At 34.8% G+C, this 20,763-nt stretch carries 15 protein-coding genes; 11 read left to right on the plus strand and 4 right to left on the minus strand.

Annotated features, from left to right (window positions below):
• The 6 genes from M2326_RS13880 to dnaG form a co-directional block, all read left to right on the plus strand.
• A partial coding sequence (locus M2326_RS13880; protein ID WP_264620148.1) for a DUF7507 domain-containing protein occupies positions 1 to 6,957 on the plus strand: 6,957 nt, incomplete at its 5' end.
• 66 nt (positions 6,958 to 7,023) lie between these two features.
• Complete coding sequence (locus M2326_RS13885; RefSeq protein ID WP_264620149.1) at positions 7,024 to 7,929, plus strand: PorP/SprF family type IX secretion system membrane protein; 906 nt, start codon at positions 7,024 to 7,026, stop codon at positions 7,927 to 7,929.
• Positions 7,930 to 7,944: 15 nt separating this feature from the next.
• Positions 7,945 to 9,534 carry an OmpA family protein gene (locus tag M2326_RS13890; protein WP_264620150.1) on the plus strand — a complete coding sequence of 530 codons (1,590 nt, stop codon included), beginning with the start codon at positions 7,945 to 7,947 and terminating at the stop codon, positions 9,532 to 9,534.
• 173 nt (positions 9,535 to 9,707) lie between these two features.
• The gene (rlmN, locus tag M2326_RS13895; protein WP_264620151.1) at positions 9,708 to 10,751 is read left to right on the plus strand and encodes a dual-specificity RNA methyltransferase RlmN; all 1,044 of its coding nucleotides are present in this window, start codon (positions 9,708 to 9,710) and stop codon (positions 10,749 to 10,751) included.
• 183 nt (positions 10,752 to 10,934) lie between these two features.
• Positions 10,935 to 11,912, plus strand: coding sequence for a polyprenyl synthetase family protein (locus M2326_RS13900; protein WP_264620179.1), 978 nt, complete (start codon positions 10,935 to 10,937; stop codon positions 11,910 to 11,912).
• A 120-nt stretch (positions 11,913 to 12,032) separates the two neighbouring features.
• Complete coding sequence (dnaG, locus tag M2326_RS13905; protein ID WP_264620152.1) at positions 12,033 to 14,003, plus strand: DNA primase; 1,971 nt, start codon at positions 12,033 to 12,035, stop codon at positions 14,001 to 14,003.
• Here dnaG and M2326_RS13910 read toward each other — a convergent pair.
• Both M2326_RS13910 and nadE read right to left on the minus strand, forming a co-directional pair.
• Positions 14,000 to 14,629, minus strand: a complete 630-nt coding sequence (locus M2326_RS13910; protein ID WP_264620153.1) for a response regulator transcription factor — start codon at positions 14,627 to 14,629, stop codon at positions 14,000 to 14,002. The two genes, dnaG and M2326_RS13910, sit on opposite strands and share 4 nt — an antisense overlap.
• Positions 14,630 to 14,754: 125 nt before the next feature.
• The gene (gene nadE, locus M2326_RS13915; RefSeq protein ID WP_264620154.1) at positions 14,755 to 15,555 is read right to left on the minus strand and encodes an NAD(+) synthase; all 801 of its coding nucleotides are present in this window, start codon (positions 15,553 to 15,555) and stop codon (positions 14,755 to 14,757) included.
• 100 nt (positions 15,556 to 15,655) lie between these two features.
• Here nadE and gldB point away from each other — a divergent pair, with 100 nt between their 5' ends.
• The 3 genes from gldB to M2326_RS13930 all read left to right on the plus strand — a co-directional run bounded on the left by gldB (position 15,656) and on the right by M2326_RS13930 (position 17,511).
• The gene (gldB, locus tag M2326_RS13920) at positions 15,656 to 16,612 is read left to right on the plus strand and encodes a gliding motility lipoprotein GldB (protein ID WP_264620155.1); all 957 of its coding nucleotides are present in this window, start codon (positions 15,656 to 15,658) and stop codon (positions 16,610 to 16,612) included.
• Complete coding sequence (gene gldC, locus M2326_RS13925; RefSeq protein ID WP_264620156.1) at positions 16,612 to 16,950, plus strand: gliding motility protein GldC; 339 nt, start codon at positions 16,612 to 16,614, stop codon at positions 16,948 to 16,950. The genes gldB and gldC overlap by 1 nt, the downstream gene beginning before the upstream one ends.
• Positions 16,951 to 17,142: 192 nt before the next feature.
• Positions 17,143 to 17,511, plus strand: a complete 369-nt coding sequence (locus tag M2326_RS13930; RefSeq protein WP_264620157.1) for a hypothetical protein — start codon at positions 17,143 to 17,145, stop codon at positions 17,509 to 17,511.
• Positions 17,512 to 17,598: 87 nt separating this feature from the next.
• On the opposite strand, the gene yihA is transcribed toward M2326_RS13930, so the two are convergent.
• The gene (gene yihA / locus M2326_RS13935) at positions 17,599 to 18,213 is read right to left on the minus strand and encodes a ribosome biogenesis GTP-binding protein YihA/YsxC (protein WP_264620158.1); all 615 of its coding nucleotides are present in this window, start codon (positions 18,211 to 18,213) and stop codon (positions 17,599 to 17,601) included.
• Between the two features lie 45 nt (positions 18,214 to 18,258).
• A complete protein-coding gene (locus M2326_RS13940; protein WP_264620159.1) occupies positions 18,259 to 19,023 on the minus strand; it encodes an alpha/beta fold hydrolase in 765 nt (254 codons plus the stop codon).
• A gap of 375 nt (positions 19,024 to 19,398) precedes the next feature.
• Between M2326_RS13940 and mraZ the strand changes: the two genes are divergently transcribed.
• Positions 19,399 to 19,872 carry a division/cell wall cluster transcriptional repressor MraZ gene (mraZ, locus tag M2326_RS13945; RefSeq protein WP_264620160.1) on the plus strand — a complete coding sequence of 158 codons (474 nt, stop codon included), beginning with the start codon at positions 19,399 to 19,401 and terminating at the stop codon, positions 19,870 to 19,872.
• Complete coding sequence (gene rsmH / locus M2326_RS13950) at positions 19,847 to 20,755, plus strand: 16S rRNA (cytosine(1402)-N(4))-methyltransferase RsmH (RefSeq protein WP_264620161.1); 909 nt, start codon at positions 19,847 to 19,849, stop codon at positions 20,753 to 20,755. Before mraZ ends, rsmH begins: the two co-directional genes overlap by 26 nt.
• The last annotated feature ends 8 nt before the right edge of the window (positions 20,756 to 20,763 follow it).

Below are 20,763 nucleotides of genomic sequence, written 5' to 3' on the forward strand. Positions count from 1 at the left end.
AATATAAATGTTGATAGTGATGGAGATGTAGTTGGATTTGATGTTCCAGGTCAAGGGACTTGGAATGTAACAAGTGCAGGAGCTGCTACTTTTACTCCATTAACTACATTTACAGCAAACCCAACACCAATTGTATATACGATAAAAGATAACGATGGTAATGTTTCTAATGAAGCTTCGATCACTATTACGTATGTTAAAGTAAATCCAATTGCTGCGAATGATATTAGTAAAGCTAATCCAGCAAATTCAGTAGTGACAGTAGATCCTCTAGTTGATAATGGATCAGGACTAGATACAGATCAAGATGGATTTGTAGACGGAACAAGAGTAAGCTTAGTAGTGCCAGTAGGTGCAACAAGTAATAAAGTAGATTCAAAAGGAGATGTAACAAGTATCACAGTTCCAAACCAAGGAACTTGGGTAGTTGATGAGATTAGTGGAGCGATAACATTTACACCGTTACCAACATTCCACAAAGATCCTACACCAATTGATTATACAGTAAGAGATAATGACGGAAACATTTCAAACGTTGCTACGGTAACAATTGATTATGTACCAGTTGCAACAGATGACAGTAAATTGAATAACGTAGTAGGACAACCTGCTGTTCTCAATATAGTTTCAAATGACACAACAGGAGATACATTAGATTTAAGTACTATTGATTTAGATCCAAGTACGCCAGTTATCGACACAACATTGGTTGTGGCCAACCAAGGAACTTGGACTGTTGATGCAAGTGGCGTGGTAACGTTTACACCATTGCCAGGATTCACCACAGACCCAGCGGCAATTAACTATACGGTTAAAGATGCTCAAGGAAATGTGTCGAATATTGCAAAAATAACTGTAGGTTACACAGAGATTCCTCCAATTGCAATCAAAGATGGTAATAGTGGTAATGCTCCAAAATCAGCTTCTGCACCAATTGCTATTTTATCGAATGATAAATTAAGTGATGGAACACCAGCTACAGTAACCAATACTACAGTTGATTTAGATCCTAATACTCCAGGAGACAATGCATCACTAATAGTTGCAGGTCAAGGAGTTTGGAACTACAATACTGCAACAGGAGAGTTAGTATTTACACCAGAGGTAGGATTTACTGCTAACCCAACACCGATAGTTTACAAACTAACAGAAGTTGGAACAGGTTTAAGCGCAAGTGCAACCGTTACGGTGGAGTATGTGAAAATAGCACCAGTTGCTAACAATGATATTAGTAAAGCTAATCCAGCAAATTCAGTAGTGACAGTAGATCCTCTAGTTGATAATGGATCAGGACTAGATACAGATCAAGATGGATTTGTAGATGGAACAAGAGTAAGCTTAGTAGTGCCAGTAGGTGCAACAAGTAATAAAGTAGATTCAAAAGGAGATGTAACAAGTATCACAGTTCCAAACCAAGGAACTTGGGTAGTTGATGAGATTAGTGGAGCGATAACATTTACACCGTTACCAACATTCCACAAAGATCCTACACCAATTGATTATACAGTAAGAGATAATGACGGAAACATTTCAAACGTTGCTACGGTAACAATTGATTATGTACCAGTTGCAACAGATGACAGTAAATTGAATAACGTAGTAGGACAACCTGCTGTTCTCAATATAGTTTCAAATGACACAACAGGAGATACATTAGATTTAAGTACTATTGATTTAGACCCAAGTACACCAAATATCGACACAACATTGGTTGTGGCCAACCAAGGAACTTGGACTGTTGATGCAAGTGGCGTGGTAACGTTTACACCATTGCCAGGATTCACCACAGACCCAGCGGCAATTAACTATACGGTTAAAGATGCTCAAGGAAATGTGTCGAATATTGCAAAAATAACTGTAGGTTACACAGAGATTCCTCCAATTGCAATCAAAGATGGTAATAGTGGTAATGCTCCAAAATCAGCTTCTGCACCAATTGCTATTTTATCGAATGATAAACTAAGTGATGGAACACCAGCTACAGTAACCAATACTACAGTTGATTTAAATCCTAATACTCCAGGAGACAATGCATCACTAATAGTTGCAGGTCAAGGAGTTTGGAATTACAATACTGCAACAGGAGAGTTAGTATTTACACCAGAGGCAGGATTTACTGCTAACCCAACACCGCTAGTATACAAACTAACCGAAGTTGGAACAGGTTTAAGTGCAAGTGCAACCGTTACGGTTACGTATGTGAAAATAGCACCAGTTGCTGCGAATGATGTAAGTTCAAATAATACTCCGAATACTGCAGTATCTATCAATCCTATCTTAAACCCATTAGGACTAGATACAGATGGTGATGGAACTATCAATCCAGCTACAGTTAGCTTAGTACCGCCTGCAGGAGCAACTGCTGTTGTTGTGGACAGTAATGGAGATATTACTAGTTTAGTGGTGCCAGGACAAGGTTTATGGAGTGTTGATCCAGTAAGTGGAGTAATCACTTTCACACCATTACCAGGTTTCCACCAAGACCCTACACTTATTGCATATAATGTAGAAGATAATGATGGTAACCAATCGAATAATGCAACGGTAACAATAGATTATAAACCTATTGCATCAGACGATAAAAATACGATTCCAGCTATTATTGGACAGCCAGTGACAGTAAATGTAGTTACAAATGATACTAATGGAGATTTAGTAGATGCAACCACTGTTGTGCTCGATCCTACTAGTGTAACTGGAGGTATCGCAGTTTCGCCAGAAGAAGTGAATGTACCTGGAATTGGTTCATGGATTGCAGATAATGCAGGGAATGTAACCTTTACTCCGGATCCAGCTTATACGCTTGATCCACCGGTTATTAGTTATACCGTAAAAGATGACGAAGGAAATGCATCTGCACCAGCTACAATCACTTTAGATTATACACCAATTTCAACACCAGATGTATCAACTGAAAACCCAATCAATACACCTGTTGTAATTGATGTGGTTGCAAATGATACAAATGGAGATTTGATTGATCCTATAACAGTGAGCTTGGTAAATCCAGGTAACGCTACAAACATTGTAACAGATGCCAATGGAGATATCACGAGTCTTGTGATTCCGGGCGAGGGAACTTGGAATGTTAATTTGGTAACTGGAGTGGTAACATTTACTCCAAATTCAGGTTTCATTACAAACCCAACTCCAATCAATTACAACGTGGAGGATAATCAAGGAAATCAATCTAACAGTAGTCCTATAACTATTAGCATGATTCCACAAGCGGATTTAGTTGTAACTAAAACAGATAATAAAGAGAAGTATACTCCAGGAACGAACAATGTTTATACAATCGTTGTTAAAAATAACGGTCCGGCACTAGCTACAAATGTGGTAGTACTTGACGATATTACAAGTCCAATTCTAGAAGCTGTAACCACATGGTCAGCTGTAGGAACAGGAAGTGCGGTACCGCCAAATGCAACTGGCACAGGTGATATTACAGCAGCAAATGCTACAATAGCAACTTTTGCAGTAGGAGAGACAGTGACTTATACGGTAACAATAGCAGTACCGAGTAACTTTACTGGTCAAATTGTTAATACGGCATCTGCTAGTTCAGATGTACAAGACCCTGTTACTACAAATAACAGCCAAACAGATGTTGATACAATAACAGCACTTTCCGAAATTGCAGTTAGTAAAACGGTTGTAAGTACAGCACCTTATAAAATTGGTGAAAACATTACATTCTTAGTAACAGCAACTAATAACGGTCCAAGTGATGCAACGGGTATTAATATTGTTGACAAATTGCCTAGTGGTTATAGCTTAGTAAGTGCTACACCTAACAAAGGAACGTACACAGCAACAAATGGTTTGTGGAATGTAGGTGGATTGACTAATACATCAACTGCTACATTAACTGTTGTGGCAAAAATTAATGCAGCAGGTAATTACACCAATACTGCAGAGGTAACTAAAGTAGATCAAGCTGATCCAAATGGTATTGTTCATGGAAATAATACTCCGAGTGAAATTGACCAATCGGATATAACTATTGTACCTGTTGAAATTGTTGATTTAGTAACTACTAAAACAGTTGATAAATCAAATCCAAATCAAGGAGATATCGTTAAGTATACCTTGACGGTGGTGAACAAGGGGCCAAGTACCGCTACGGGAGTTAACCTTACTGATAATTTGCCAGCAGGTCTGGTTTATGTGTCGCATTTTGCGACTGGAGGAACAGTGAATACGTATTCTGGAGGTCTATGGACAATTGGAAATATAAACATTGGATCTTCTGCAATCTTAGTCATTGATGCGAGAGTTACAGCAGCAGGTACAGTTGCTCAAACACCAATCGTGAATACTGCTACAGCTGCTTCAGGAAATGAGTCAGACCCAACAACAGTTGGAGACGATTTGACCGAGCCAATTACGGTAACGAGTTCTGACTTAGTGACTGAAAAAACAGTAAGTAACTCTAATCCTAGTGAAACAGAAACGATTACGTACACAATAAAAGTGACGAATAACGGACCAAGTCCAGCAACGGCTGTTCGTGTGACAGACATTCTTCCAATAGGAGTTACCTATATTGGTAACAACCTGGGTGGTGATTACAATTATGGTTCAGGTCTATGGACAGTTGGAGATATAGCAGTTGGAGCTACCAAAGTTCTTAATATTGATGTAACACCTAATCCTGGTACTGCAGGTAAAACAATTGTAAATACTACTACTGCAGCAAAAGGTAACCAATCAGATCCAACAACATTAGGCGATGATTTGAATGAATCAATAGTAGTTCAAAATAGTGCTGATATTGTATTAACCAAAATTGTAGATAATAATACTCCTAATATTGGAGACATCATTACCTATACAGTTACGGTCACTAATAAAGGATCAATTGACGTTACAAATTTAGTTATTAAAGATAAATTGCCAGGTGGATTAACCTTCTTCTCTGCGACTCCAGGTATTGGAGTTTGGTCGGAGCCAAATTGGACTATTGGTACATTATTACCAGGTGAGAAAGGAACAATTATTTTAAAAGCAATTGTAGGGCTAGATCAAGGTGGTAGAGTATTGTTGAATACCGTGACCAATACCCAGGATCAGTTTGATTCAAACACAACTAGAGATGATCCATCTGAATCGTTAACAGTAACGGGTCTTGATTTAGGAGTTTTGAAAACAGTAAGTAATGAAACACCTAATGTGGGTGAAACGATTACCTACTCTATCAAAGTAACTAACAATGGTTTTAGTGATGCTACAAGTGTGGCTATTACCGATAGATTACCTGTTGGAGTTACTTATGTTAGCAGTGCAGCAGATGTAGGATTATATAATAATGGTTCTGGATTATGGTCTATAGGTAATTTGGCAAATGGTTCCATTGCAACGCTTACAATAAAAGCGACTGTTAATCCAGGTACTTTTGGAAGCACAATTACAAATACAACATCTGCTGTTACGTCAGATCAGGCTGATTCAAATGTTGGAAATAACATTGGTACTGTTTCAATCGTTCCAACGGCTTTTATTGATCTTCATTTAACTAAGGAGGTTGTAGCTAATGTTACCAATCCTGCAGTAGGCGAAGTGATTACGTTTGAAGTTAGAGTTATAAATGATGGTCCATCAAAAGCGACAGGTGTTCAAGTGGTCGATTTAATACCTTCGGGTTATAAATTTGTAAACTATAGTTCGTCTATTGGGACTTATACTCCTTCAACAGGTCTTTGGAATGTTGGCTTCATAGAGGTAGGTAACACTGCAGTCTTGTTGGTAGATGTAAAAGTGCTTGATTCAGGCAACTACTTGAATTGTGCCGAAATTACAAAAGCAAATGAGCCAGATATTGATTCGACACCAGGTAATGGTAGTGGTTTTGCAGAAGACGATTATGCTTGTGCATCTGCCGCACCAAATCAAAGTGTAGATCTTGCAGTTGTAAAAACAATACTAAAAGATAAAGTGAACCCGAAAGTGAACAGTGCAATATCTTTCGAAATCTTATTAACCAATAACGGTAATATCGATGCGACTAACGTAGTAGTTACAGACTTACTACCATCAGGTTATATATTTGTAAATTATAGTTCAACGAAAGGAATTTATGACTACAAAACTGGAGATTGGAAAGTTGCAAAAATTGTTAACGGTGAAACTGAGATATTGATTGTAGATGTCATCGTGAACGAGTCGGGAGATTACTTGAATTGTGCTAAAATTAAATCATTGCACCAAGTGGACACTAACCCAGCTAACAACTCTAGTTGTATAGCAACGGTACCAGTTTCAATCATTGATTTAGAATTGGCGAAGGAAGTTGATATCTTGAAACCGTTTGCAGAGACTAATGTTGAGTTTACGATTACCTTGACCAACAAAGGACCTAGTAAAGGAACGGGAGTTCAGGTAAAAGATTTGCTGCCAAGTGGAATGACGTATGTAAGCGCAACTCCAAGTATCGGATCGTACAATGCGATTACAGGTATATGGAATGTGGGTACAATTGGTATTCAAGCGGTAGAAACATTAAAAGTAGTAGCCTTTGTACTTCCAGTGGGAGAATTTACAAATGTTGCTGAAGTTATTGCAGCCAATGAGCTTGATGTAGATTCCACTCCAAATAATAATAAATTGCTAGAGGATGATCAAGACGCTGTAGTATTAGTACCAGAAATTTCATTAGTAATCTCTGAAGGATTTAGTCCAAATGGAGATGGTTTGAATGATGTTTTCGAAATACAACATTTACAGGTATTGTATCCAAACTTTAGTATGGAAATTGTAAACAGATACGGTAACATTGTATACCAATACAAACATAATGGTGATAAATTTAAAACACCAATATGGTGGAATGGTTATTCAACAGGAAGATGGAATGTGTCGAATGATATGCTTCCAGCAGGAACTTATTTCTACACCATTTATTTCAATAATGATGACAGAAAACCACAAACAGGTTGGATATATTTAAGAAGATAAAACAATGAATTAAGGGGGGAGGTTCACTATAAAGACCTCTCCTTTTTAAAATTTAAAATTACTTTTATGAAAAAATTTAAATTAATAATTGGGTTTTTTGTTTTGATTGCCACATCCAACAGTATCTACGGTCAACAAGATCCTCAGTATACACAGTACATGTATAATATGAATATCCTGAATCCAGCCTATGCTGGTTCAAAGGGAGTAACAAGTATTGGAATATTGGGTAGAACACAATGGGTTGGAGTAGATGGAGCGCCAAAAACAGCGACATTATCTATCAATGGTCCTGTAGGTAAAAACGTAGGTTTAGGGTTCTCAGTTATACATGATGAAATTGGTCCTATTAAAGAGGATAATGTTTATGCTGATTTCTCATATACACTTAATTTGTCTGAGGTGGATAAGTTAGCGTTAGGGATTAAGGCAGGGGCTACCTTCTTAAATGTTAGGGAATTGATTACTATAGATCCAGACCCTATGAACATTCCTATAAGTCTGGTAGCACCAAACTTTGGTGTGGGTGCCTTTTATTATAATGAACATTTTTATGCAGGATTATCTGTTCCCAATTTTATCGAAACGAGATATCTTAACAATACCAATGGAACGGCCTCTACAGCTTCAGAAAAAATGCACTACTTTTTAACATCTGGTTATGTATTTGATATTGATGATGATTTGAAATTGAAACCTTCGGCAATGTTAAAGGCTGTTTCTGGAGCACCACTCTCTGTAGATTTATCATTAAACCTATTGGTTCAAGAAAGAGTAGAATTAGGATTGTCTGTTCGTTTAGATGACTCTGTAAGTGGTATGGTTGGTTTTCAAGTGAACCAAGATTTAAGGATTGGATATGCTTACGATCATACAACTTCAAATTTTGGAGTATTTAATTCTGGCTCTCATGAAATAATGATATTATTTGACTTGAACAAGAAGAAAATAAAAAGCCCTAGATTTTTCTAAACAAAATATATAAACATGAAAAAAATTACTATCCTACTAGTATTCTTATGTGGATTTGCTGCTTTTTCGCAAAGCCAAAATTATACTATCAAAAATATAGACGTCAATACCAAATATTCTGATTTTGGTGTGACCTATTATGGTGAAAATGGAGCAGTTTTTGCCTCTTCGAAAAAAGTAAAAGGCTCTAGAAATAAAAAATGGTATTTGAATGATCAACCTTTTCTTATGTTATACAAAGGGTCAGTTACAAATACTGGAGAAATTGTAGATACTGATTTTTTTTCGAAAGAACTAAATACAAAAATGCACGAATCTAATGTAACATTTACAAAAGATTTGAAAACAGTTTACTTCTCTAGAGATAATTATACAAAAAAAAGATACCGTACAGATGAAGATGGATGGATTTTGATTCAATTATACAGAGCAGATGTAGATTCAACGGGTAAATGGACAAATGTTTTGAAATTGCCTTTTAATAGTGATGATTTTGATACCGGACATCCTTCGTTGAATGTTGATGATTCAAAATTATACTTTACATCAAACAGACCAGGTTCACTAGGTTTGACAGATATTTGGGCAGTCAATATTAATCCAGATAGAAGCTATAGCGAGCCTTATAATTTAGGACCAAATGTGAATACTACAAGAAAGGAAATGTTTCCACATATCGATAAAAATGATGTGTTGTATTATTCTTCAGATGGTATGATTGATGGTAACGGCGGATTGGATATTTATGCCATCAAGATGGATGAAAATGGAGGAGTTGGTAAGCCTGTTAACTTAGGTTTTCCACTTAATAGTTTAAAAGATGATTTTTCTTTAGTTTTTCAGAACGGGAAAAAAACAGGTCACTTCTCATCAAATCGTGATGGAGGAAAGGGAGATGATGATATTTATTATTTCGAAGAACTTGTTAATCCTATAATTGATAAATGTAAGCAACTTGTTCAAGGTGTGGTTCGAGAAAAAGAAACTGGAGCGCTACTTCCTGGAGCACTTGTTGTATTGTACAATGCGAAAGGAGAAAAAGTCGAAAGTGTTATAGCTGACAAATTTGCGAGTTTCGCTTTTAATGTTGATTGCGAAGCAGGTTACAAAGTTACTGGTACCAAGGAGTTCTATAATATGGATGAAGAAGCATTTAAAACTTCAAATGTTGCAGACCTTGAATTATCAATTGGTTTGGATTTAGGTTCAACTGAATTTGTATTTGTAAGAGATAAATTGATGATCAAAATTAATCCAATCTACTTCGATTTAGACAGATCATTTATTCGTCCTGATGCAGCATTAGAATTAGAGCGCGTATTTACTATTATGCAAAAATATCCATTGATTAAAATTAGTTTAGGCTCACATACAGATAGCAGAGCTCCAGATGCTTATAACTGGGCATTGTCAAACCGAAGAGCAAAATCATCCAAAGATTGGTTGGTAAAAGCAGGTATCGATCCTACTAGACTTACCGCTAGAGGGTATGGTGAAACCGAACTAGTTAATGGGTGTGCAAATGATGTTAATTGTACTGAGTTTGATCATCAATTAAATAGAAGAACTGAGTTTGTAATTACAAATCCAGAGGTAATTAAATAATAAATTTCGAATATTAATTTTTAGTCATTCATGATCAATTATATAGTTGAGCAAAATAGCCACTTCAATTTGAAGTGGCTATTTTGTGTTTATAAACGACTATTAATAGTGTTACAGGAAGATATTTAAAATTTCAAAACAACAAATCAATAAATTGTCAGTAAATTTGCGATATGGAAATAGAGAAAAAAGACATACGAGCTTTAAGCAAAGAACAATTGAGAGATTTTTTTGTAGCGAACGGAGATAAATCCTTTCGTGGTAATCAAGTCTATGAATGGTTGTGGAGCAAAGGAGCACATAGCTTTGATGATATGACCAACCTAACCAAAGGGACAAGGAGTATGCTAGAAACTAATTTTGTGATTAATCACATTAAAGTAGATACTATGCAAAGATCGGAAGATGGAACAGTCAAAAATGCACTTCGTTTGCATGATGGTTTAGTAGTAGAGTCTGTGTTGATCCCAACCAAAACTAGAACGACTGCTTGTGTATCAAGTCAAGTAGGTTGCAGTTTGGATTGTAATTTTTGCGCAACTGCTCGATTGAAAAGAATGCGTAATCTCGAGCCAGCCGAAATATACGATCAAGTAATTGCTATTGATAGAGAAAGTAAATTATATTACAATCACCCTCTTTCGAATATTGTTTTTATGGGAATGGGAGAGCCTTTGATGAATTATAATAATGTAATGAAGGCTATCGAAATGATTACATCTGAGGAAGGTTTGGGGATGTCGCCAAAACGTATTATGGTATCGACTTCTGGAATTCCAAAAATGATTAAAAAAATGGCTGATGATGATGTGAAATTCAAACTAGCAGTTTCGTTACACTCGGCAATTGATGAGATAAGAGCTAGGATTATGCCTTTTAGTGCTAATTTTCCTTTAGCAGACTTGAGAGAATCTTTGGAGTATTGGTATCGAAAAACAAAATCTAAAGTTTCATATGAATATGTAGTATGGAAAGGAATCAATGATAACCAGGAGTCAGTGGATGCTTTGGTTAAGTTTTGTAAATATGTTCCTTGCAAAGTGAATTTGATAGAGTATAACCCTATTGATGATGGTGAATTTCAACAAGCATCTGAAGAAGCGACAAATGCATATATAAAAGGATTGCAAAATATAGGTATCGTTGTTAAAGTAAGACGTAGCCGAGGTAAAGATATTGATGCTGCTTGTGGGCAGTTAGCAAACAAAGAAGCTTAATTTTAATTGAAATAAGTTTCAAGTAGGGTACCCCCAAAAAGCAATTTGCTATTTGGGGGATTTTTTATAAACAATAGTTTGTCATTGTTTCAGTTTTTTTAACAAGAAAGAATGCTTTTTTTGTTATTTGGGAGTTATTTTATAGGTCCTCTTTTTATTAAAAACTGTATATTTGAAACCGAAATGAATGTTACCTCACAAATAAAACAACCTATCTTTGACGAAATGGAACTTTTTGAAAAAAAGTTCCGTGATTCTATGACTTCACAAGTAGCTTTGTTGAACCGTATTACCTATTATATTGTCAATAGGAAGGGGAAACAAATGCGACCGATGTTCGTTTTTTTGTGTGCCAAAATGGTTTCTCATGGCCATGTAAATGAGCGTACCTATCGTGGTGCATGTGTCATTGAATTGATTCATACGGCAACATTAGTACATGATGATGTGGTGGATGACAGTAATCGTCGTCGTGGTTTTTTCTCCATCAATGCGCTCTGGAAAAATAAAATAGCCGTTCTAGTGGGGGATTACTTGTTGTCAAAAGGGCTTTTGCTGTCAATAGATAATGAAGATTTTGATCTGCTGAAAATTATATCTGTTGCAGTTCGAGAAATGAGTGAAGGAGAACTACTCCAAATTGAAAAAGCAAGACGTCTCGATATCACTGAAGAGGTATATTATGAAATTATTCGAAAAAAAACAGCAACACTTATCGCTGCTTGCTGTGCTCTTGGTGCAAAATCGGTAATTGATGATAATGTACAAGTTGAGAATATTCGAAAATTTGGAGAATTGATTGGAATGGCTTTTCAAATTAAAGATGATTTGTTTGATTACTCTGATGAAGCCATCGGCAAGCCTACTGGTATCGATATCAAAGAACAAAAAATGACTCTTCCGTTAATTTATGTTCTTAATACGTGTACTGCAAAAGAAAAATCATGGTTGATTAATTCAATAAAAAATCATAATAAGGATAAAAAGCGCGTGAAAGAAGTTATTGCATTTGTGAAAAACAATAATGGTTTGGCTTATGCCGAAGATAAAATGATTGCATTTCAGCAAGAAGCGTTACAGATATTAGATAATTATCCAACATCTGATTTTAAAGATGCATTAGTCTTAATGGTTAATTATGTTATCGAAAGAAAAAAATAACGTATACTTTTCATCTTATTCATTACTATTTTATTTATCGTTTTATCTTTGGATTTTGAAATTGAAATTGAATTTTGAAATCGTAACTTTGTACTATTATAATTTTTACCCCAAAATATTTTGATTTCTAAAGCGACCATTGATTCTGTTTTTGAAACTGCTCGAGTAGAGGAGGTTATTGGTGATTTTGTTCATTTAAAACGCGCCGGTAGTAATTTTAAAGGATTGAGTCCGTTCTCAGATGAGCGCTCTCCTTCGTTCATGGTATCACCTGCCAAAGGAATTTGGAAAGATTTTAGTTCTGGAAAAGGGGGGAATTCAATTGCTTTTATCATGGAGCACGAACATTTTACCTATCCAGAGGCGATTCGTTATTTGGCCAAAAAATACAATATCGAAATCGAAGAAACAGAGCAAACCAATGAAGAAAAAGCAAATATGGATGCTCGTGAGAGTATGTATTTGGTATCTGAATTTGCAAAAAACTATTTTTACTCAACACTTTTGAAAACAGAAGAAGGTAAGGCAATTGGATTGTCTTATTTTAAAGAACGTGGTTTTACAAGTGCAACTATTGAGAAATTTAGTTTAGGTTATTCTCCAGAAAGCTGGGATGCCTTCACCAAAGAAGCTTTGGGTAAGGGGTATAAGTTGGAGTTTCTTGAAAGTACAGGTTTAACTATCCCTAGAGAGGATAGACCTTTTGACCGATTCAAAGGGCGTGTGATGTTTCCTATTCAAAGCATGTCTGGGAGAACATTGGGTTTTGGAGGTCGAATCTTGACAAATGATAAAAAAGCTGCGAAGTACCTCAATTCACCCGAAAGTGATTTGTACCATAAAAGTAAAGTTTTGTATGGTATTTTTCAAGCCAAACAATCCATCGCCAAACTGAATAATTGTTATTTGGTCGAAGGATATACAGATGTTATTCAATTCAACCAATCTGGTATCGAAAACGTTGTGGCCTCTTCTGGTACTGCGTTAACCCCTGATCAAATTCGATTGATAAACCGTTTAACCAAGAACATAACTGTTTTGTTTGATGGTGATGCCGCAGGTTTGCGCGCTTCTGTACGTGGAGTTGATATGATTCTAGAAGAAGGAATGAATGTCAAAGTTTGTACGTTTCCTGATGGAGAAGATCCAGATAGTTATGCTCGAAAAACATCTCACGATGATTTGATTCTTTATTTAGAAAATAATGCAAAGGATTTTATTCAATTCAAAGCATCGCTATTGATGAATGAGGCCAAAAATGACCCGATTAAAAAGGCCGATTTGATACGTGATATGGTAACGAGTATTTCTAAAATTCCAGACCGTATCCAGCGTGAGATTTACATCCAAGAATGTTCTCGCATTATGGATATTTCAGAGCAGGTTTTAGTAAGCACTTTGGCGCAATTAACACAAAAAGATGTAGCCGAGGTCGAAAAGAAATATAAAAAAGAGCATAAGACATTTGAGGTTTTAAAAAATGAGGATCCAGAGTCTTTAGAAAAAGTAGATATTTTATATCGCTTGGAAAGAAAGATTATTGAAATCTTACTTCTTTATGGTAATAAGGAGGAAGAATTTGAGGATACTTTTATGAAAACTAATGAAGATGGTGATATTGTAAATGTAGTTGAGAAAAAAAGCTTGAAGGTTTTTTATCGAATTTATCTTAGTCTGCAAGAAGATGAGGTAGAGTTGGCAAATCCCTTATTCAGAGCAATTTTTAATGACTTGATTAATCATTACTTACAAAATGAAACCTTTAGTTTAGAACAATATTTAATGTATTTGCCAACGGAGTATGCGCAAGAGGTAACCGATATCTTAATGGAAGATGAAAAACTGACGCTGCACGATTGGGAAGGACAAAATATTTTCCCGAAATACAAAAAAGATACAATTGCTCAAAATGTAAGCGAGACCATTTTGACAATGCGTTGGTATTTGGTTGGGAGTATTATAGAGGAATTAAAAAACTCCATATTACCTGATGCAGATAATACGGAGTCTATTTCAATGATTATGGATTACAATACCTTAACAACTGCTTTTTCAAAGAAATTAGGTAGAGTAATGTCTCGTTTTAGTTAAACGATTTCAAGTTTTTTAGCTTTCTCAACTAAGTCAACAAGATTAGTAACATTCAATTTTGTAAGTAATCTTAATTTGTAAGTACTAATTGTCTTTTCATTCAATCCTAAAATTGTTGCAATCTCGTGGTTCTTTTTACCTCCACTCAAATAGCGTAATACTTCAACCTCACGGTTGGATAATTTTCTGTACAAACGTTCGCTTTTACTTTGTTTAGCAATAAGAGCTAAATTTTTCTTAACGGTTTCATTCATAATGATTTTTCCTTGATGCACTTTAATAATAGACTGTCCAAGTGTTTCAAGTTTTTCTTTCTTGTGTACGTATCCAGATACACCTGCTTTGATCGCATTTGGAGCATAAATTTGCTCAGAAAGACTACTGAAAATAATAATTTTAGTTTTTGGAAAATTCTTCAAGATCGATTTGATTTCAAAAATACTAGCAAGTCCTTCTAATTCAAGATCTAATATTAGAACATCAATTTCTTTTGTAAGAAGAATGTCTCTAATCATTAAAAAACTACCTACATTGGCAGTTATTGATATATCTGCATTGTCTTTGAAATAGGATTTTACTCCAAAATGCACTACTGGTAAGCTATCAGCTAAACAAACTTTTATCATGGTATTTAATTTATTTGTGGTATTTAATTTATATTAATTTTTATATCAGTTTAAGAATCAGTTGTTTAATTAGAATATAAAGTTAGTAAAAAAAACTTACAAAACAAGTTTTTCATACAAAATATTTATATTTTGTTAATTTTACAAACTGGTATTGGGTTCATTTTGTGTTGGTTAGCTCTGTTAAGGCGTTGGTAGATTTCAAAAACTTCTTTTTCTCTTTCTGTAAAGTTTTCAATAGATTTATTGTGTTCTAATACTAACATAGCCCATTCTAGTTCGTCATAACTGGCTCCCAATTGTTGTTCGTCTGTTTTTTCATCTCCGAATAATCCGTCCGAAGGTTGTGCTTTTAATATCGACTCTGGGACTTTTAAATAAGTAGCTAAAGCAAAGACTTCCGATTTCATTAAATCTGCAATTGGGCTTATATCTACTCCTCCATCACCATATTTGGTATAGAATCCAACTCCAAAATCTTCTACTTTGTTTCCTGTACCAGCTACAAGTAATCCATGTACACCTGCATGATAGTATAGGGTAGTCATCCTCAATCTGGCACGAGTGTTGGCAAGTGTTAATTGTAATTTTGACTCTTCAAAATCTGCAGGAACCTGACTTTTGAAAGTTTCAAAAATAGGCGTCAAGTCCGTTTCTATATTAGAAACATTTGGGAAACGACTTTTTAATTGTTCTATATGTTCACGACCGCGACTTACATGGTCTTTATGTTGGTGGATTGGCATTTCAACGCAAACTACTTGTAAACCGGTTTGTGCACATAATGTAGAAGTTAATGCAGAATCAACTCCGCCTGAAATTCCGATTACAAATCCGTTCACTTTTGCTGTTGTTGCGTAATTTTTTAACCAGTTGACAATGTGATTGTTTACTTTTGCGACTTCAGTGGTATTTTTTTTAGTCATAATTGTTTCAGTTTTAAAAAGCAGGAATATGTATATTTGCACACAATTGTTGGTGTGTAACAAATAGTAGTTTATTCGTGACAAATTTAAATAAAATAAAATGAAATTATATTGTATTCCAATTCTTATCTGTCTGTTTTTGTTATCTTGTGATAAAAATAACAAAATCGAGAATAATATTAAGGATATTTCTGTCATTGTGAAGACAGAACGTTTTGATAAAGCGTTCTTTGAGGCTTCTCCTGATGATTTAGGAAAATTAAAAAAGGAGTACCCATTGTTTTTTCCAATCGGTATTGATGATGCTATTTGGGTGGAGAAAATGGAAAACCCACAATGGAGAGAGCTTTATAAAGAAGTTCAAAAAAAGTATCGTAATTTTGATGTAGAGGAAAAAAATTTTGAAAAACTGTTTCAGCACATTAAATATTATTTTCCAGAAACTAAAATACCAAAAGTGGTTACCGTGATTTCTGATATGGATTACAATAATAAAGTAATTTACGCTGACAGTTTGGTAGTGGTCGCTTTGGAAATGTACTTGGGTAAAGAACATCGGTTTTATGAATTTCCAAATTACATCAAGCAAAATTTTGAAGAAAATCAAATAATGCCCGATGTAGTTTCTAGTTTTTTTAGTTATAAAGTACAACCGAATCAAGAGAAAAGCTTGCTTTCAAAAATGATATATGCAGGTAAAGAATTGTATTTGAAAGATAAATTAATTCCATCATCTACTGATTCAGATAAAGTAGGTTATACTCCAGAGCAACTCATTTGGTGTCAAGAAAATGAGCAGTATATGTGGGAGTACTTTATAGAAAAACAATTATTGTATAGTGATGATGCAAAACTAGCTTCTCGTTTTGTGAATTCTGCTCCATTTTCAAAGTTTTATCTTGAAATAGATAATGAGAGTCCAGGGCAAGTAGGGGCATGGATTGGATGGCAAATTGTACGTTCCTATATGGATAATAATACAACAACATTGCAAGAGCTTTTTAAAATGAATGCCAAAGAGTTATTCGAAAAATCAAAATATAAACCTAAGAAATAATGTCAAATAAAAATAGATCAGAAATAAATTTTCTTGTAGAATTAGATGATAACAAAGTGCCTGAAAGGTTAATGTGGTCTGCTAAAGATGGCGGCGTACAATTGGAAGAGGCTAAAGCGATTATGTTGTCAATTTGGGATGCTAAGGCCAAAGAAAGTATGCGTATTGATTTGTGGACCAAAGATATGCCAGTTGATGAAATGAAAATATTTTTTCATCAAACATTAGTAGCGATGTCAGATACTTTTCATCGCGCTACAGGTGACGAGAAGATGTCGGCTACTATGAAAGATTTTTGTGCGTATTTTGCAGAAAAATTAGAATTAAAAGCAGAGTAATAGTTTCTGTTACTATATAGGTATACAGACTAACTTGGATTGTAAAAAACCCCAGATGAAATTTTGATACTTCTGGGGTTTTTTATGTTGTACTGTTATGCAAGTTTATTACTGTAATTTAGTCTGATGTTTTTTTTGGATCTTTATAAAGTTTTTGTAACTTACTGGTATATAAATCAATACTGTAAAGCTATGAAAAATGTAAAATTACTTTTGTTCGGACTGGTCTTCTTTTCCTTTATGCTGACTTCTTGTAATAAAAAACGAAATAAATTGGAGCAATCTTGGAAAGTTACTGAAGTGGTTGATAAAGTACCATTATCAGATTCTGTGAAGAATGATATTCTTGAAAAAGGAAACTTGACTTTTGCTGATAAAGGGGTTGTAAATGGCCATCTAGAACGTGATTTTGTTGATGGCGTATATCATATAGAGGATAAAGGGAAGACAGTGACTATAAAGGATGAAACAGGGACCCCTTTCACATTTACAAGTACTATAGATGAGGATAAATTAGTTTTAGAAAATGATGATATTAAATTTGTCTTTTCGAAAAAATAGAAATGTCTGGTTATGAATCATAAAAAACCCAAAAAACAAATTTTGTTTTTTGGGTTTTTGTATAATATCTAAATCAATAATTTAAAACTAATTACCGTTTTTGAACATTTCTTGGTTTACCTCGTCAATATAACCTAGTAACTCCTCTTTACCGATACTTTCGGTTGCTGAGGTTACAAAATATTGTGGCATCTCGGCCCAATTATTAGCAAACATATTCTTTTTGTAAGCGGCAATGTGCGAGTCTATCTTTGTTTTACTAATCTTATCTGCTTTGGTAAAGATGATGCAAAAAGGAATCTCGCTTTCTCCCATGTACGACATGAATTCAACATCAATAGCTTGTGCTTCATGACGAATGTCAATCAATACAAAGGCGCAAACTAATTGTTCTCTATTCTCAAAGTAATCGGTAATAAATTGTTGAAAAACCGACTTTGTTTTTTTGGATACTTTAGCATATCCATAACCAGGTAAATCAACCAAGAACCAGTTTTTGTTAATTAAAAAGTGGTTGATTAATTGTGTTTTACCAGGTCTTCCAGAGGTTTTGGCTAGTTTTTTTTGGTTAGTAATCATGTTGATTAATGATGACTTTCCAACATTGGACCTACCTATAAACGCATATTCTGGCAAAAAATCCTTCGGGCATTTTGCGGCATCAGAATTACTGATTATAAATTCGGCAGTATTGATTTTCATATTTATAAAATTAATGAGCAAAGGTGAAATTTGCTATGGTATTGTTTACATATTAGTTTTAGTAAGCCATTCTTCAAGCGCTTGATTGAATTCCTGAGGATGTTCCATCATAGCAGCATGTCCACATTTATCAATCCAATATAAAGTAGAATTTGGTAGTAACTTTTTAAATTCGGTTGCAACATCTGGAGGTGTTACTTTGTCATTTTTTCCCCATATAATACACGTTTGCACGTGCATTTTTGGTAAATCTTTAGCCATATTATGACGTATGGCACTTTTGGCAATAGTCAAGGTTTTGATTAATTTGATACGGTCATTTACAGTTGCATATACTTCATCAATCAATTCTGGAGTTGCTACTTTTGGATCATAAAATACATCTTCAGCCTTCTTTTTTATGTATTCGTAATCTCCTCTTTTTGGGTAACTATCTCCCATGGCACTTTCATATAACCCTGAGCTCCCTGTTATAACAAGACCAGCCACTTTTTCAGGGTACATTTTGGTGTGGTAAAGCGCAATATGACCACCAAGCGAATTCCCTAGTAATATAACTCGATCAAATCCTTTAAATGTGATAAAATCTTTAACGTATTTGGCAAAACTTTTTACATTCGTCTTAAGTAAGCTTTGTGTGTATATAGGTAAGTCTGGAATGACAATTTTATATCCTTTTTCAGAAAAGTAGCTTGCAACTGCGTCAAAATTGCTTAAACCGCCCATTAGGCCGTGTAAGATTACAATTGGCGTGCCCTCTCCAGCTTCATAGTAGCTGTATCTACCTTCTTTCTTGTAGTATTTATCCATTTTGTTTAGTCCGGGTTTCAATTTTGACAAATATAGGGTTTAATAAGCAAAAATGAATTTTTGAATCTATTTTTTGGTCAGATTATTTTACGAAAGAATTTTACATCGATAAATAGGTTTTCTGATGCTCGATTGCGGTTTTTATAATAATAAATAAAAGCAGATATTGTTAAATTGTTAGGGATTCTGTAAGGTTGCTTTGTGGCTTATGAATATTCCTACTGAGCTATCTCTAGGAGGTTAATTGACTGATCCTATATAAATTAGGGGCTGGGGGATTATTGTGGTTAAACTTATCAACAAAGTGGTAATTTGTGGTAAAATGTGGTAAAATTTTTTATATTTTTGCTTAAATCAATTAGATAAAAAGAAAGTTTGAATACAATCGTTGGGACATATGAGTGCAAAGTTGATGCTAAAGGGAGGGTAATGTTACCTGCGCCCTTGAAAAAGCAGTTAACTGCCTCACTTCAAGACGGTTTTGTTTTGAAGCGTTCTGTGTTTCAATCTTGTTTGGAGTTGTATCCGATGGAAGAATGGAATTTAATGATGGTGAAAATTAACAAGCTTAATCGTTTTGTTAAAAAAAACAATGACTTCATCAGACGTTTTACGGCAGGTGTGAAGATCGTTGAGATTGATTCTTTGGGGAGATTGTTAGTTCCTAAAGATTTGGTTGGTTTTGCGAATATTGCTAAAGATGTTGTTTTTTCATCTGCAGTTAATATTGTAGAAATTTGGGATAAAGATTTATACGAGCAATCGATAAACGGAGACGATATTGACTTTGCTGATTTGGCAGAAGATGTAATGGGAAATTTAAATGACAACGACAATGGAATATCATAATCCAGTTTTACTTCACGAATCTATAGACGGTTTGAATATTAAACCAGATGGGGTTTATGTAGATGTGACTTTTGGAGGTGGAGGTCATTCAAGAGAAATTTTGAACAGGCTAGGGCCAAACGGAAAATTATTTGCTTTTGATCAAGACGAAGATGCATTAGCGAATGCAATAGACGATAGTCGTTTTGTTTTGATTAATGAAAATTTCCGTTTTATAAAACGGTTTTTGCGTTTTTATGGAGCAAAAGAAATAGATGGGATACTAGGTGATCTAGGCGTTTCTTCGCATCAATTTGATGTACCCGAAAGAGGGTTTTCTACTCGTTTTGATGCAGATCTAGATATGAGAATGAGTCAGAAAAATGATTTGAGTGCCTACAAGGTAGTCAACGAGTATGATGACGCAAATCTAAAAAGAGTATTCTATGATTATGGTGAATTGAAAAACGCACCTGCTTTGTCAAGAGCAATTATTGAGGCTAGAGAGCATCACCCTATAAGAACAACAGACGAACTAAAAGAGATTTTAGCTAAATTTTTGCCAGAAAGAGTTCGTAACAAAATTTTGGCACAAATCTATCAAGCGATTCGTATTGAAGTGAATCAAGAAATGGATGTTTTGAAAGAGTTCCTGGAGCAATCTTTAGAAATACTAAAACCAGAAGGAAGATTGAGTATTATTTCATATCACTCTTTGGAAGATCGACTGGTAAAACGTTTTATGAAAAACGGAATGTTTGAAGGAGAGCCTGAAAAGGACTTTTTTGGTAATTTTTCGGTTCCTTTTAAAACAGTAGGTAAACTAATTATTCCCAATGCCGCTGAAATAAAAATAAATAATAGAGCTCGTTCAGCTAAGCTTAGAATTGCTGAGAAAAAATAATAGTAGAA

The sequence above is a fragment of the Flavobacterium psychraerolatum genome (genome assembly GCF_025960985.1).
Lineage (GTDB): Bacteria > Bacteroidota > Bacteroidia > Flavobacteriales > Flavobacteriaceae > Flavobacterium.

What these genes read in the sequence shown, in the direction of transcription:
- M2326_RS13885 (WP_264620149.1), top strand. Translation starts at nt 7,024, where the DNA reads ATGAAAAAATTTAAATTAATAATTGGGTTTTTTGTTTTGATTGCCACA.
- M2326_RS13890 (WP_264620150.1), top strand. Translation starts at nt 7,945, where the DNA reads ATGAAAAAAATTACTATCCTACTAGTATTCTTATGTGGATTTGCTGCT.
- rlmN (WP_264620151.1), top strand. Translation starts at nt 9,708, where the DNA reads ATGGAAATAGAGAAAAAAGACATACGAGCTTTAAGCAAAGAACAATTG.
- M2326_RS13900 (WP_264620179.1), top strand. Translation starts at nt 10,935, where the DNA reads ATGAATGTTACCTCACAAATAAAACAACCTATCTTTGACGAAATGGAA.
- M2326_RS13910 (WP_264620153.1), bottom strand. Translation starts at nt 14,629, where the DNA reads ATGATAAAAGTTTGTTTAGCTGATAGCTTACCAGTAGTGCATTTTGGA.
- nadE (WP_264620154.1), bottom strand. Translation starts at nt 15,555, where the DNA reads ATGACTAAAAAAAATACCACTGAAGTCGCAAAAGTAAACAATCACATT.
- gldB (WP_264620155.1), top strand. Translation starts at nt 15,656, where the DNA reads ATGAAATTATATTGTATTCCAATTCTTATCTGTCTGTTTTTGTTATCT.
- gldC (WP_264620156.1), top strand. Translation starts at nt 16,612, where the DNA reads ATGTCAAATAAAAATAGATCAGAAATAAATTTTCTTGTAGAATTAGAT.
- M2326_RS13930 (WP_264620157.1), top strand. Translation starts at nt 17,143, where the DNA reads ATGAAAAATGTAAAATTACTTTTGTTCGGACTGGTCTTCTTTTCCTTT.
- yihA (WP_264620158.1), bottom strand. Translation starts at nt 18,213, where the DNA reads ATGAAAATCAATACTGCCGAATTTATAATCAGTAATTCTGATGCCGCA.
- M2326_RS13940 (WP_264620159.1), bottom strand. Translation starts at nt 19,023, where the DNA reads ATGGATAAATACTACAAGAAAGAAGGTAGATACAGCTACTATGAAGCT.
- rsmH (WP_264620161.1), top strand. Translation starts at nt 19,847, where the DNA reads ATGACAACGACAATGGAATATCATAATCCAGTTTTACTTCACGAATCT.